At 37.6% G+C, this 13758-nt stretch carries 17 protein-coding genes; 7 read left to right on the forward strand and 10 right to left on the reverse strand.

Features of this window, described 5'->3' with window-relative positions:
- Nucleotides 1-28: 28 nt before the first annotated feature.
- From accB to IWC72_RS06755, 5 genes are all read left to right on the forward strand, one after another.
- On the forward strand, nt 29-520 hold the full coding sequence (accB, locus tag IWC72_RS06735; RefSeq protein ID WP_194525415.1) for an acetyl-CoA carboxylase biotin carboxyl carrier protein: 492 nt from the start codon (nt 29-31) through the stop codon (nt 518-520).
- 83 nt (nt 521-603) lie between these two features.
- Nucleotides 604-1956 carry an acetyl-CoA carboxylase biotin carboxylase subunit gene (gene accC / locus IWC72_RS06740; RefSeq protein ID WP_194525416.1) on the forward strand — a complete coding sequence of 451 codons (1353 nt, stop codon included), beginning with the start codon at nt 604-606 and terminating at the stop codon, nt 1954-1956.
- 43 nt (nt 1957-1999) lie between these two features.
- Nucleotides 2000-3112, forward strand: coding sequence for an NAD(P)/FAD-dependent oxidoreductase (locus IWC72_RS06745; protein ID WP_194529263.1), 1113 nt, complete (start codon nt 2000-2002; stop codon nt 3110-3112).
- Between the two features lie 104 nt (nt 3113-3216).
- Nucleotides 3217-4938 (forward strand): IlvD/Edd family dehydratase, encoded by a 1722-nt coding sequence (locus IWC72_RS06750; RefSeq protein WP_194529264.1) that lies wholly within the window; start codon nt 3217-3219, stop codon nt 4936-4938.
- 4 nt (nt 4939-4942) lie between these two features.
- Nucleotides 4943-5392: a 3-oxoacyl-ACP synthase gene (locus IWC72_RS06755; protein WP_194529265.1), complete on the forward strand. Its 450-nt coding sequence runs from the start codon at nt 4943-4945 to the stop codon at nt 5390-5392.
- Nucleotides 5393-5412: 20 nt separating this feature from the next.
- Here IWC72_RS06755 and IWC72_RS06760 read toward each other — a convergent pair whose 3' ends face one another.
- Nucleotides 5413-5871: a COG2426 family protein gene (locus tag IWC72_RS06760; protein ID WP_194525420.1), complete on the reverse strand. Its 459-nt coding sequence runs from the start codon at nt 5869-5871 to the stop codon at nt 5413-5415.
- 199 nt (nt 5872-6070) lie between these two features.
- Between IWC72_RS06760 and IWC72_RS06765 the strand changes: the two genes are divergently transcribed.
- On the forward strand, nt 6071-6232 hold the full coding sequence (locus IWC72_RS06765; protein ID WP_194529266.1) for a hypothetical protein: 162 nt from the start codon (nt 6071-6073) through the stop codon (nt 6230-6232).
- An 83-nt stretch (nt 6233-6315) separates the two neighbouring features.
- Here the strand turns inward: IWC72_RS06765 and IWC72_RS06770 are convergent, their stop codons facing one another.
- From IWC72_RS06770 to IWC72_RS06785, 4 genes are all read right to left on the reverse strand, one after another.
- The gene (locus tag IWC72_RS06770) at nt 6316-6705 is read right to left on the reverse strand and encodes a plastocyanin/azurin family copper-binding protein (RefSeq protein WP_194525422.1); all 390 of its coding nucleotides are present in this window, start codon (nt 6703-6705) and stop codon (nt 6316-6318) included.
- A 111-nt stretch (nt 6706-6816) separates the two neighbouring features.
- A complete protein-coding gene (locus IWC72_RS06775) occupies nt 6817-7365 on the reverse strand; it encodes a carboxymuconolactone decarboxylase family protein (RefSeq protein WP_194525423.1) in 549 nt (182 codons plus the stop codon).
- A 73-nt stretch (nt 7366-7438) separates the two neighbouring features.
- Complete coding sequence (locus tag IWC72_RS06780) at nt 7439-7591, reverse strand: hypothetical protein (protein ID WP_194525424.1); 153 nt, start codon at nt 7589-7591, stop codon at nt 7439-7441.
- Between the two features lie 92 nt (nt 7592-7683).
- Complete coding sequence (locus tag IWC72_RS06785; protein WP_194529267.1) at nt 7684-8532, reverse strand: helix-turn-helix domain-containing protein; 849 nt, start codon at nt 8530-8532, stop codon at nt 7684-7686.
- Nucleotides 8533-8713: 181 nt separating this feature from the next.
- Between IWC72_RS06785 and IWC72_RS06790 the strand changes: the two genes are divergently transcribed.
- Nucleotides 8714-9223 carry a PAS domain-containing protein gene (locus IWC72_RS06790; protein ID WP_194525426.1) on the forward strand — a complete coding sequence of 170 codons (510 nt, stop codon included), beginning with the start codon at nt 8714-8716 and terminating at the stop codon, nt 9221-9223.
- Nucleotides 9224-9254: 31 nt separating this feature from the next.
- Here the strand turns inward: IWC72_RS06790 and pyk are convergent, their stop codons facing one another.
- From pyk to IWC72_RS06815, 5 genes are all read right to left on the reverse strand, one after another.
- Nucleotides 9255-10691: a pyruvate kinase gene (gene pyk, locus IWC72_RS06795; RefSeq protein WP_194525427.1), complete on the reverse strand. Its 1437-nt coding sequence runs from the start codon at nt 10689-10691 to the stop codon at nt 9255-9257.
- Nucleotides 10692-10694: 3 nt separating this feature from the next.
- Nucleotides 10695-11159 carry an IPExxxVDY family protein gene (locus IWC72_RS06800; protein WP_194525428.1) on the reverse strand — a complete coding sequence of 155 codons (465 nt, stop codon included), beginning with the start codon at nt 11157-11159 and terminating at the stop codon, nt 10695-10697.
- 110 nt (nt 11160-11269) lie between these two features.
- A complete protein-coding gene (gene rnc, locus IWC72_RS06805) occupies nt 11270-12007 on the reverse strand; it encodes a ribonuclease III (protein WP_194525429.1) in 738 nt (245 codons plus the stop codon).
- Nucleotides 12008-12013: 6 nt separating this feature from the next.
- Nucleotides 12014-13267 (reverse strand): beta-ketoacyl-ACP synthase II, encoded by a 1254-nt coding sequence (gene fabF, locus IWC72_RS06810; protein WP_194525430.1) that lies wholly within the window; start codon nt 13265-13267, stop codon nt 12014-12016.
- Nucleotides 13268-13380: 113 nt separating this feature from the next.
- On the reverse strand, nt 13381-13614 hold the full coding sequence (locus tag IWC72_RS06815; protein ID WP_008269813.1) for an acyl carrier protein: 234 nt from the start codon (nt 13612-13614) through the stop codon (nt 13381-13383).
- Between the last annotated feature and the right edge of the window lie 144 nt (nt 13615-13758).

Raw genomic sequence — 13758 nt, forward strand, 5'->3', positions numbered from 1 at the left:
TACCGATCACTTAAATAAATAACATTCCATGGATATTAAAGAAATTCAAACCCTGATTAAGTTTGTAGCAAAATCAGGTGCCAGTGAAGTAAAGTTGGAAATGGAGGATTTAAAAATCACCATCAAAACAGGTACTTCAGATTCTGGAAACGAAACAACCTACGTGCAGCAAATCCCAATGCCGCAAGCTCAGATGATGCCTTCTCAGGCACCCGCTCAAACTGTTGAGGCAGCTTCCGGTGACGCTGCAAAAGCAGAAAAGAAAGAAGATGACTCTAAATATATTACCATTAAGTCACCTATTATTGGTACTTTCTACAGAAAACCGTCTCCTGATAAGAGCTCGTTTGTAGAAGTTGGTACTTCTATCGGAAAAGGAGATGTGCTTTGTGTTATTGAGGCTATGAAACTTTTTAATGATATTGAGTCTGAGGTTTCTGGTAAAATCGTTAAGATTTTAGTTGAGGATTCTTCTCCTGTAGAATTTGATCAGCCTTTATTTTTGGTAGATCCATCATAAATGTAAATTCTGAATCTCAAATAAATTTCCTGTAAAGGGAATAACTTTTGGTACTTGGATTTTAGAATTTAAATTGAAAAAGTATGTTCAAGAAAATATTAATTGCAAATAGGGGAGAGATTGCGCTTCGTGTTATACGTACCTGTAAGGAAATGGGTATAAAAACCGTTGCGGTCTATTCTAAAGCAGATGAAGAAAGTTTGCATGTTCGTTTTGCTGATGAAGCTGTATGTATTGGTCCGGCACCCAGTAGCGAGTCGTACCTAAAAATACCCAATATCATTGCTGCCGCAGAGATTACAAATGCAGATGCTATTCACCCAGGTTATGGATTTCTTTCAGAGAATTCTAAATTCTCAAAAATCTGCGCGGAGCATGATATTAAATTTATTGGTGCTTCTGGCGAGCATATAGACCGTATGGGAGATAAAGCTTCGGCCAAGAAAACAATGAAAGAGGCCGGTGTTCCTACCGTTCCTGGTTCAGATGGTTTGTTGAAAGATGTGGCCGATGCTATCAAGACTGCTAAAAAAATGGGCTATCCCGTTATGATAAAAGCAACTGCCGGTGGTGGTGGTAAAGGTATGCGCGCTGTTTGGAAAGAAGAGGAAATGGAAGACCTTTTCGAAAGTGCCGTACAAGAAGCTACTGCAGCCTTTGGCAACGGTGGTATGTATATGGAAAAATTGATTGAAGAGCCAAGACATATTGAAATCCAAGTTGTTGGTGACCAATATGGTAAGGCATGTCACCTTTCAGAAAGAGATTGTTCCGTTCAACGTAGACATCAAAAACTTACGGAAGAAACGCCATCTCCGTTCATGACAGATAAGCTTCGTGAGGAAATGGGTGCGGCCGCGGTAAAAGCTGCTGAGTACATAAAATATGAAGGAGCCGGTACCATAGAGTTTTTGGTAGATAAACACCGAAATTTCTACTTTATGGAAATGAATACCCGTATTCAGGTAGAGCACCCAATTACAGAACAGGTAATTGATTATGATTTAATTCGTGAGCAAATCTTGGTAGCAGGTGGTGTTCCCATTTCAGGAAAGAACTATTTGCCAAAACTACACTCTATTGAATGTAGAATAAACGCCGAAGACCCTTACAATAACTTTAGACCTTCACCAGGTAGAATTACTACTTTGCATACACCAGGTGGTCACGGAGTTCGTATGGACACTCACGTATATAGTGGATACAGTATTCCGCCTAATTACGATTCTATGATTGCTAAGTTGATTACTACTGCGCAAACACGAGAAGAGGCTATTAATAAAATGAAAAGAGCGCTAGATGAATTCGTAATCGAAGGTATTAAAACTACGATTCCGTTTCACAGGCAATTAATGGATCATCCAGATTATTTGGCGGGTAACTATACCACCAAGTTTATGGAAGACTTTAAAATGGATCCTCCGCCAGCGGAATAAGAATAAAGCCCCAATTTGTATTGGGGCTTTTTTATGGAAGAAAATGAACTTAAGTTATTGGGAATATAAAACATGGTTAACGAATGTTGACTTCACTATTGTTGGCAGTGGCATCGTAGGACTTAACTGTGCCTTGCGGTTACATGAGCGCTTTCCAAAAGCTAAAATCCTTATTCTAGAAAAAGGATTTTTACCTCAAGGAGCTAGTACCAAAAATGCCGGTTTTGCCTGTTTTGGTAGCATTTCAGAGGTTTTGGCAGATTTAGAGCGCCATACTGAGCAGGAGGTGTTGGATTTGATAGCTCAGCGTCGGCAGGGAATAAAATTGCTCCGGCAGAAAGTAGGTGATGCAAACATCGATTTTCAAGAAAATGGCGGACACGAATTGTTTCTAGGTTCCGCCCAAAAACTATATGAGAAATGTTTAGATCAGCTCCCTGAAGTTAATAAGCTATTGCAATCTGTTTATAGTGGGGATGCATTTAGCACGAGCCCTAATACTTTTGGTTTTGATGGAGTGAAGGAAAATTACATTACCAATGTTTTTGAAGGACAATTGGATACCGGTAAAATGATGAATTCATTATTGCAATTGGTGCAGCGAGCGGGTATCACTTTACTTAATTATATTACAGTTGAAAGTTTTACTGAAATTGGGACACAGGTAGAAGTAAAAACAAATCAATTTGAATTTAAAACTAAAAAATTACTGATTGCTACCAATGGTTTTGCCACAGCTTTAATTAATGAAAAGGTTAAACCGGCCAGAGCGCAAGTTCTGATTACCGAACCAATTGAAAATTTATCCATAAAAGGAACTTTTCATTTTGATGAAGGCTATTACTATTTTAGAAATATAGATAACCGCGTATTGTTCGGAGGAGGTAGAAATCTTGATTTTAAAGGCGAAGAAACTAGCGAATTTGGGTGTTCTCATCACATTCAAAAACATTTGGAGAAATTACTAAAAGAGGTAATCTTACCTAGAACGCCTCATAAAATAGCTCGTAAGTGGAGTGGCATTATGGGAACTGGTGAGCAGAAAACCCCTGTTCTTAAACAAATCTCCAATCATGTCTATTGTGGTGTTCGTTTAGGGGGTATGGGTATCGCTATTGGGAGCGCCGTAGGTGAAAATTTAGCAGACTTAACATAGTCTTTGTTTGTTCAGAAAATCGACTTAGAATTCAACTCTTCAGTTTTTGCTAATTGAGCTATATTCGCTACTTTAACTACTTCGAATAAATTTCTCCTCAATTTATGAAAGACAAGAAACACCTGCGTAGTAGTGAATGGTTTGGTGGTAAAGACAAAATGGGTTTTGTGCACCGTTCATGGCTAAGAAATCAAGGATATCCAGATGATTATTTTACGGGCAAACCGGTTATTGGTATCTGTAATACTTGGTCTGAGCTAACACCCTGTAATGGTCATTTACGGGATTTTGCCGAAGTTGTAAAACGGGGTATTTTGGAAGCCGGTGGTTTTCCTATGGAGTTTCCGGTGATGTCTTTGGGCGAAACTATTATGAGGCCCACATCGATGCTTTTTCGCAATTTGGCGAGTATGGATACGGAAGAGTCCATACGTGCTAATCCACTAGACGGGATTGTGTTGTTGACAGGTTGCGACAAGACTACACCTAGTACGGTAATGGGCGCTTGTAGCGTAGATTTACCAACTATTGTTGTTCCTGGTGGTCCCATGCTGAGTGGGAGGTTTAGAGGAGAAAAAATAGGCTCTGGTTCTATGAATTGGATGATAAAAGAAAAACAAAGTGTGGAGGGTTTTTCAGATGCGGATATTACCGAGGCAGAAGTTTGTGTGGCGCGTAGTATTGGACATTGTAACACCATGGGTACGGCATCTACAATGGCAACAATGGTAGAGGCTTTAGGGTTGACTTTGCCAGGTTTTTCATCTATTCCTGCGGTAGATTCCCGTAAAAAATTGTTCGCACAACTTTCGGGAAGACGTATTGTGGAAATGGTAAAAGAAGATTTAAAACTATCAAAAGTATTAACGCGCCAGGCCTTTGAGAATGCCATTGTTACCAATGCAGCTGTTGGAGGTTCTACCAATCTTATTATTCATTTGACTGCTATTGCGGGAAGAATAGGAGTAGACTTGAACCTAGAGGATTTTGATACCCTGGGAAGCAAAGTGCCACTGTTGGTGAATCTTAAACCTTCTGGAAAACATTTAATGGAAGACTTTTTCTATGCAGGTGGACTTCCCGTTGTTATGAAAGAATTGAAATCTAAACTTCATGCTGATGCTCTCACGGTAAACGGAAAATATATTACAGAAAATTACACTGGTGCCGTTTGTTATGATGACGATGTTATAGCGCCTATAGAAAATCCTATTCAACAGAATGCCGGTATTGCTGTACTCAAGGGAAATCTCTGTGAAAACGGTGCGGTTATAAAACCGTCGGCAGCATCAAAAGAACTAATGAAGCACACGGGTAAGGCGGTTGTTTTTGAGAGTATGGAAGATTACCATGCACGAATTGATGATCCAGGATTAGATATAGACAAGAATAGTGTTATTGTTTTAAAAGGAGTGGGTCCAAAAGGTTATCCGGGTATGCCAGAGGTTGGTAATGTAGACCTTCCTAAGAAATTGTTACTGGAAGGTATTACGGACATGGTTCGTATTTCTGATGGCCGTATGAGCGGTACGGCGGCAGGTACTGTAATTTTACATGTTTCCCCAGAATCTACGGTAGGCGGAACTTTAGCTTTAGTTCAAAACGATGATTTAATTACATTGGACGTTGAGAACAGAAGACTTCATTTAGAGGTTTCGGAAGAGGAACTTACAAAACGAAAAACGGCATGGACAGCGCCCAAACCTTTGGCAGATAGAGGGTACGTAAAAATGTACATAGACCATGTGGAACAAGCCCATAAAGGAGCAGATTTAGACTTTTTGGTTGGAGGTTCCGGGTCTAAGGTAGATCGAGATTTGCATTAGGAGTATGATAGAAAAAGAAGAACTACATAAGTTCTGTTTGACATTCGTTACCGAGCGAATTTCCAGAATTTATAAAAACATTGAAGATATTCAAACTTCATTATCTTCAGAAACCAAAAGTAGTGCAGGTGATAAGCATGAAACAGGTAGGGCTATGTTACAGCTTGAACGGGAAAAATTAGGACAACAGTTAGCCGAAGCTGAAAAGATGAAGCAAACACTATCTAAAGTACCTAAAGAGGGCTCTAATAAGATAGTTGGTCTTGGTAGTTGGGTGATTACTTCAAAAGCCGAATATTTTTTAGCTATTTCTGCAGGTGAATTCAAGGCGATAGGAAAAAGTGTCTATTGCATATCGGCAGCTACGCCCATTGCCAAATTATTATTTGCTAAGGAGGTAGGAGATACGGTTAGCTTTAATAGCCAAGAAATACAAGTTGTTGAAATAAGATAAAATAGAATAGAAGAAAACCTCTAGCCCATACCTTTCATCGATGCCAAAGTGGCAGACCATACGATTAAAGACGAAAGAAAAATACCAATGGTATTGGCCCAAAAGGCTTTTGTTTTTTCAATTTTAAAGAGATAAGAAGCAATACTACCGGCATAAACGCCTGTGCCCGGTACAGGTAACATTACAAAAAATATAAGACCCCAAAAGCCATAGCGCTTTATTTTATCTCCTGAGCCCGTTTTGGCCCTACGGGCAACAAATATCGCAGATTTCTTATAAAAACCCCACTTTAGGAAATAACGATTAACTTTCTCCAGAAAGAAAATCATCAAAGGAAATACCAATACGTTTGCTGCAAAACATAGAACAAACACCAAATAAATATTAAGACCATTTAGCAACCCATAGGGTATACCCACCTTAGCTTCTCCGAAAGGAGAAAGGCTCCACAAAATGGCAATAATAAAATCTATAATCACAGTATTTTTTTTGAAGCGCTAAACTACTAATCCATGGGGTTTGAGCACCATGTGAACTCATAAATAATTCCAAAAATTGTGCCGCTCAAAAGTATGTAGTTCGTTTTAACATTTTTTAACTTTTCGATGAGTGGTACAATATTATCTATCTGTCTGAGTTTTAGAGTATATATATTTATTAACCAAACCTTTTTGACCTATGAAACCTTTATTTGCAAAATTATTTTTATTAGCTTTTGTTTCAATGACTGCTTTTTCATGTAGCGTAAAATCTGAATTGGAAGATATTGCTGATGAACTAGAGGAAGAAAATAACAATGACGCACGAACTGAAGTCATTAAATTAGAGGACAACAAGTAGTTCGAAGTCTTATAAATACAGAAAGGGAACCTTTTAAGGTTCCCTTTTTTTATGAGGTACAATTTATAAACTGTATAAGCTTATTACTGTACTAGAATGGTATTGTCTGTAGCTGTTGGGTTCATAGGACAAAAATATACATACTCCCCAGCCTCTAATACGGTTGGTTTGGACGATTGTATTTTACCTGTAGCAACAACTTCTGTCACATAGGCAGTCTGAATATGGTTTTCAGGTTTACTAATATCTTCGCCTTTTTTGACAAGAACAAAACCAACATCATGACCAACTCCTTTATTTGCTATATTAAAAACATAAGTGCCCGGAGAAACAGTTAATGATTTTTGAGTAAACTCACCGGGAGTTTGTTCTAGTGCAATTGTTTTTACTTCTTTCTTTACCATTTCATCCTGAGCATTTGCTGAAAATGCTACTGTAAATACCAATACTACTGCTGCTAATATATTTTTCATAATTTTTAGTTTTTGTCTTTTGTTTATTTTGAAAAGACGGATTATTTGAAAGATTTACTATTAAAATTAGATTAATAACCCTGTACAACTTGAGATTATACAGGGCAAGTTTTATGCTTCTACGCTTTGTAATGGAGCTGCAACTGGAAAATCTACAGGAACATCTGTAGTTTTGTGAATGTAGTTAGAGATTGTTTTGTCTCCCACTAGCACAATGGTATCAATTAGGTTTTCCTTGGTCCATCCTGCGTTTAAGAATTTCTCAACTACTGCATCGTCTGTTGCACCACGGTTTTCTGTAATGTTTTTTGCAAGAGCGGCAAGTGCATCTAATTTTGGGTCAAATGAGGCTTTTCCGGCTCTAAGCTCAAGAATTTCTGAGTCGCTAAAACCATTCATTTTGCCAATAGCTGTATGGGCAGAAAGACAATAAGTACATTCGTTTACCTGACTAACTGCTAGGTTCACTACTTCTTTTTGTTTGGCGGTCAAAGATGTTTTTGCACTGCTCAAAGCTAAATAGTTCGCTAAGGCGTTTTCAGAATAGGCATATGTTGCGTAAAGGTTAGGGACAAAACCTACTGCTTTTTCTAAGTTGTCAAAAATTGCTTGATTGCTTGTGCTTACTTCTTCTCTTGTTGGTACATTAAATTTGCTCATAATTTCTAGGTATTATGTCATTTTTACGATGCAAATCGCTTCGGTTTTATGACTATTTCTAATTTGTTATTTTTTAAAATTCTACGTGAGGTTTTTCAGCATCACAATAAAAATCATGATGATGTTTTTGCTCACAATGGGTTTCGGCATCTACAGTTTGTAATTGCCTAGTTGGGCGAGAGAAAATCTCTATAAGGTTAAAAAGAGATATATGTTTTAAGTTCATCTTGCGTTGTATTTTAATTACAATGCAAAGATGCGAATGAAGTAAGCTTGTTTGTTAGGCGCGATTGCCCGACCGCTTGTAGAAATTTCCCGTTACGAAGAAATTGGGGCTATTTCGCGGTATTGAGAGGGAGAAGTACCGGTCATTTTCTTGAAAAACCGACTGAAATGCGCTGGGTCGTTAAAACCTAAATCATACGCAATTTCTTGATTTTGCTTGTCCGTAAAGTTTATTAATCGTTTTGCTTCAAGGGCCAAACGATCTAAAATAATCTGCTGTGGAGATTTTTGGTTGTATATGGAAAAAAGATTAGAGAGCGTTTTTGGACTTTTAAATAAGAGTTCTGCATAATCACTCACCTTCCTTTTTGTTTTGTAGTGTGTATCTACTAGAACATTGAACTTTCTTATAATTTCAACTTGATCATTATCCAGTTTTTTAACGATAAGTTGCTCTTTGGCCAAACGTGTACAAATGATAATTAATCGTTTTAATAACATTTGAAGCATATCTCCTTGAATACCATCTGGAGTAGAAAACTCATCTTGGAAGACCTCATAAAGCGTTTCAAATTTACGCTTTTGCTCTGTAGGAATAGATATGATAGGAAGGTCTTGAGTGCCAAAAAATAAGATGCCATTACATGATACTTCGTGATCATGATCGTTTATACAGTAAAATTCTCTATTAAAGTGAAATGCAGTTAATGGCAAAGTTGTCTTCTCGTATGAAACGTGCTGCAGGTATGTAGTTGTAACCAATTGGTCTGGTAACAGTGTTATGGGCATACCATCAATATATAATTCAAGAGGTTGTGAATTTCTGTTCCAAAGCATGTAAATGTTTCCAGAGCTTACTGAAAATTGATTCTCATACTTTTTAATATCATCTGTAAACCCTAAGTGAGAGCCTAACTTGGCATCATTGAACTCAAATTTCATCTGCAACTGGTTAGATTGTTTGATTGAATTAGTCTCTTTCCTAGAAATAACCTTACCTTATATCTATTTAAGTAAGATAAAACTTTAATGTTAAACGATTCTAACTGTTTGTTGGGCAAGAAGTCTTTTTGTACTATTGAGGAAGGAAATCAGAAGAGTTAGTTAACTTAACTATAATGGTATGAAGGCGTACGATGAGGCGGCAGATAAGTTTTATGGTAAAATAGATATAAGTCCGGTACCGCTGGTTTCCTGGGACATACATAGTCTTAATTTTCAGGAACTTTGCATGAATAGCAAAGATGTAATTTCTATACAGAATATTGCCGAACGTAATAGATGGGTTTATGATAAACTAGAAAGTTTATCTACGATAGGTACAGATGTTGTTGTTATTACCGATATAAAATTGACTATCGTTCACGCTACGGGTAATATTCTTTCAATGACAGGATATAAATCGGAAGAAGTGATAGGAAAGTCTCCTAAAATATTCCAAGGAAAAGAAACGAGCCCAGAAACACTAGTAAAAATAAAAACGGCCATCGAAAGAAAAATTCCTTTTGAGGCCGTTGTTATAAACTATAAAAAGGACGGAAGTACTTATAATTGTGAAATAAAGGCAGAGCCTGTATTCAACAATCGAGGACAACTCGTCAACTTTATTGCATTTGAAAAAGAAGTGGCTTAAGACCACTTCTTTTTAATATTTGTCTACAATATTACTTGTTTTCAATTTCGGTTACACGTAAAGTGTTTACCATACCTTTTTCTTTCATAGGCATTGCGGCTAAACTAATTAACATATCTCCTGTTTCTAAAAGACCTTTGTCACAAGCCATTTTATTAACGTCTTCTATAGTTTCGTCAGTAGAAACATCTTTGTCATAATAAAAAGCACGAACACCCCATAAAAGGTTCAGTTGTGTAAGTATACGCTTGTTAGAGGTGAAAACTAGAATATGTGAACTTGGTCTCCATGCAGAAATTTGAAATGCAGTATAACCACTATTCGTTAAAGTAGAAATAGCTTTTGCTTTAATTTCATTCGCCATAATAGCCGCATGGTAACAAATAGATTTTGTAATATATCTTTTTGTGCGAATATGCGGTGGATCGTGAGGTACTTGAATAAGTTCTGAACCTTCTACACTTTGTAGAATACTTGTCATTTTTTCAATAACCTGAACAGGGTAGTTACCTACAGATGTTTCTCCTGAGAGCATAACAGCATCTGCACCATCCATAACAGAGTTGGCAACGTCATTCACCTCTGCACGTGTTGGTGTAAGGCTCGTAATCATTGTTTCCATCATTTGGGTAGCGATAATTACTGGTATACGAGCTTTCTTAGCCCTAAGAACTAATTGCTTTTGAATCAAAGGAACTTCTTGCGCTGGTACTTCAACACCTAAATCACCACGGGCAACCATAAGTCCATCACAATAAGCAACAATCTTATCTATGTTTTCAACAGCTTCCGGTTTTTCTATTTTAGCGATAATCGGAATTTTTTCATCTGCGTGTTCCTTAATAATAGCTTGAAGATCAATAAGATCTTGGCTAAAACGAACAAATGAAAGAGCGATCCAATCTACCTTTAAGGAAATTGCAAAAATGGCATCTTTTACATCTTTTTCTGTTAAAGCAGGTAAAGAGATATTGGTGTTTGGAAGGTTAACTCCTTTTTTAGAACGTAGCGGCCCACCTTGTATTACTTTGGTCTTAACTTCGGTTTTACCGTTAGTTTCAACTACTTCGAACATCAATTTTCCATCATCTAACAAGATACGCTCACCAGGCTTAACATCTTGAGGAAATGCGGCATAATTCATATATACCCTTTCGGCGGTACCTTCAAAAGGCTCACCGGTAACAAAGGTGATTTCATCACCAGGGGCAACGACTACTTCACTAGCCATAACACCTACCCTTAATTTAGGACCTTGCAAATCTGCAAGAATAGAGGTGTTGCGACCGGTTTCTTCGTTGAGTTCCCGTATCATTTCTACACGTTCTGTAACGTCTTTATAATCAGCATGTGAAAAGTTGATGCGAAAGACATCTACACCAGCTTCCATCATATCTCTCAGCACTTCCTTTTTGCTTGTGGCCGGCCCTAGGGTGGCTACAATTTTTGTCTTTTTATTACTTGGCATTGATCAAAAAATTAAATTGTTCTTAGATTTGAGTTTGTCAGTTTCTATGGCGTAAGCCGTTATAATTTTGGGTATGTTTTGTAGTGTTTTTACAAGGTTTTCCATATTTATGAAGCCATCTTGTTCTATTTTTAAAAAATAGTCCACATCTCGGTGTTCGGGCACCATGTGAAATGTTGTGAATGACGGCTCATCCTTAAATAGCCCTTTTCGGCTCACAGTGTCCTCTACTAAACCGTTATTGGTAAATAAGGTCCAATACCTATCATTAATATCATCTTTCCATTCAAAAATTGGAACTGTAATATGACCGGTAAGGTCAAGGTCTATTTCAGACCTTTTAAAGTTCGATTTTAAATGAAGATTGAGAGCATAGGCTATGGCATAATCTTCAAGGCTACTATGCAATGCAACTAAATCGAATGAATCTTCGTAAAAGTCGTTCGTAATTTTATGTACTGCTACCATAGGGGCACAAAGTGGTAAAGATAATATTAATACCGTACAACGCCTAGATTAGATAAGGCTAAAACTATTTTTGAACAAACTATAACATTTTGGTTACATAAAATTATGATTCAAGACTTATCCATCTTGTCTTGGAGCGCATAATATGCTCTTTTAGAAGCTCGTTCTTCTGCTTTCTTTTTAGATGTAGCCCTAGCTTTTGCTACAACCGTATCCGCAATAGTTAGCTTTACCGCAAAATGTTTTAGTGCATCATTACCAGTGTCATCATAAACGTCATAATCAAATGTTTTTTTCTGCTTTTGGCACCATTCAATTACAAGACTTTTGTAGCTAATGACCTTTCCTTCTAATTGTTCTATATCAACATAAGGTTCTATAACTTTTTGGCTGATGAATTTTTCGCAATATTTATAGCCGCGGTCTAGATAAATTGCGCCTACCAATGCTTCAAAAACATTCCCATGTATGTTTTCGCCAAAGTGCGATTTTGGAATACGACTTTTAACGTAATTAATAAGACCTAAGTCCTTACCAAGTTGATTGAGGTGCTTTCTACTTACAATCTTAGAACGCATCTTGGTGAGATAACCTTCATCACCTTCAGGAACCTCGTCATATAAGTGTTTAGAGATTATGGTTCCTAACATAGAGTCTCCTAAAAACTCAAGGCGCTCATAATTTAAAGGGTTTCCATCTTCATCCTTTTCATTAGCTGAGCGGTGTACGAAAGCCTTTTTGTAAATGGCTAGGTTTTTGGGTTTAAAACCTAAAATAGAAGTCATTCCTCCAAAAAAATCCCCATCCTCTTTAGGATGGGAATTGAATATATTGGAAGGAAATCCCATATTGTATTACTCGCTAAATTTTTTGAAAATTACGCAGGCATTGTGACCACCAAACCCAAAAGTGTTGCTCAATGCAACATTTACGTCACGTTTTTGAGCTTTGTTTAAGGTAAGGTTTAGTTTAGAATCTATATTTTCATCTACAGTCGTATGGTTTATAGTTGGCGGAACCAAACTATGTTGCATAGCTAAAATTGAGGCAATTGCCTCAATAGCTCCGGCGGCACCCAATAAGTGACCGGTCATTGACTTTGTAGAGTTGATATTGATGTTAGGGGCATGGTCTCCAAAGACTTCACTAATAGCCTTTAGTTCTGCCACATCTCCAAGGGGGGTAGAAGTACCATGTGTATTTATGGTGTCTACATCTTCCGGTTTTAGTCCGGCATCCCTTAAACAGTTCTTCATTACTTGAACTACTCCAATTCCATCAGGATGGGGAGCGGTCATATGGTAAGCATCGCTCGAAAGTCCGCCACCGGCAACTTCGGCATATATTTTTGCACCACGCGCTTTGGCGTGTTCGTATTCTTCCAATATTAAAGCTCCAGCTCCTTCACCTAAAACAAATCCGTCACGGGTTGCATCAAAAGGTCTTGATGCTGTTTCTGGACTATCGTTTCTAGTGGACAAGGCATGCATAGCGCCAAATCCACCCATACCAGCAATGGTTACAGCAGCTTCACTACCTCCGGTTACTACTACATCACAATGGCCTAAACGAATATAGTTTAAAGCATCGATCATAGCATTTGCAGAAGATGCACAGGCCGAAACCGTGGTATAATTAGGACCCATAAAACCATGTTTGATAGAGATATGTCCAGGGGCAATATCAGCAATCATTTTAGGAATAAAGAAGGGGTTGAATCTTGGTGTTCCGTCTCCTTCGGCGAAGTTCATAACTTCGTTTTGAAAAGTTTCTAGACCACCAATACCGGCTCCCCAGATAACTCCAACACGAAATTTGTCTACTACGTCCAAGTTAAGACCGGAATCTATAATAGCCTCATCGGAAGAGACTAGGGCGTATTGCGCAAACCTATCTAATTTTCTTGCCTCTTTGCGGTCAAAATGCTCTAGAGGGTCGAAATTTTTCAGCTCGCAAGCAAATTTCACCTTAAATTTTTCAGTATCGTAATAGGTCACGGGCGCAGAACCGCTCTTTCCGTTTTTAAGACCTTCCCAATATTCATCAATATTGTTACCTATGGGTGTCAACGCACCCAACCCCGTAACTACAACTCGCTTTAATTGCATTGAACCTAAATTTTTGGTTTACTTAGTAAGTCAAGCGTAAATTAAAAAAATTATCCATGCGATAATGGTTACCACATGGATAATTTTGAATCTCGTTCAAGAAATCATAAAGATTACTTCGCTTCTTCTATATAGCTAATGGCTTGGCCAACTGTTGCGATGTTCTCAGCTTGATCGTCTGGAATCTGAATATCAAATTCCTTCTCGAATTCCATGATCAACTCCACGGTATCCAATGAATCTGCGCCTAGGTCGTTAGTAAAGCTAGCTTCCGTTACTACTTCGTTCTCATCCACACCTAATTTATCAACGATGATAGCTTTTACTCTTGATGCAATGTCTGACATAATAATATTGTTTTTAAAAAATTAAATTGGTTGCAAAAATAAAAAACTTTGGACTAAATCCACTATTTGTCGTTAAAATGTCTTGTAATTTATAAAATTTCAGGATAAGAGCGGTATTTTTGACCTAAATATTTTGCTGTCAGT

Source organism: Zobellia roscoffensis (genome assembly GCF_015330165.1).
Classification (GTDB): Bacteria; Bacteroidota; Bacteroidia; order Flavobacteriales; family Flavobacteriaceae; genus Zobellia; species Zobellia roscoffensis.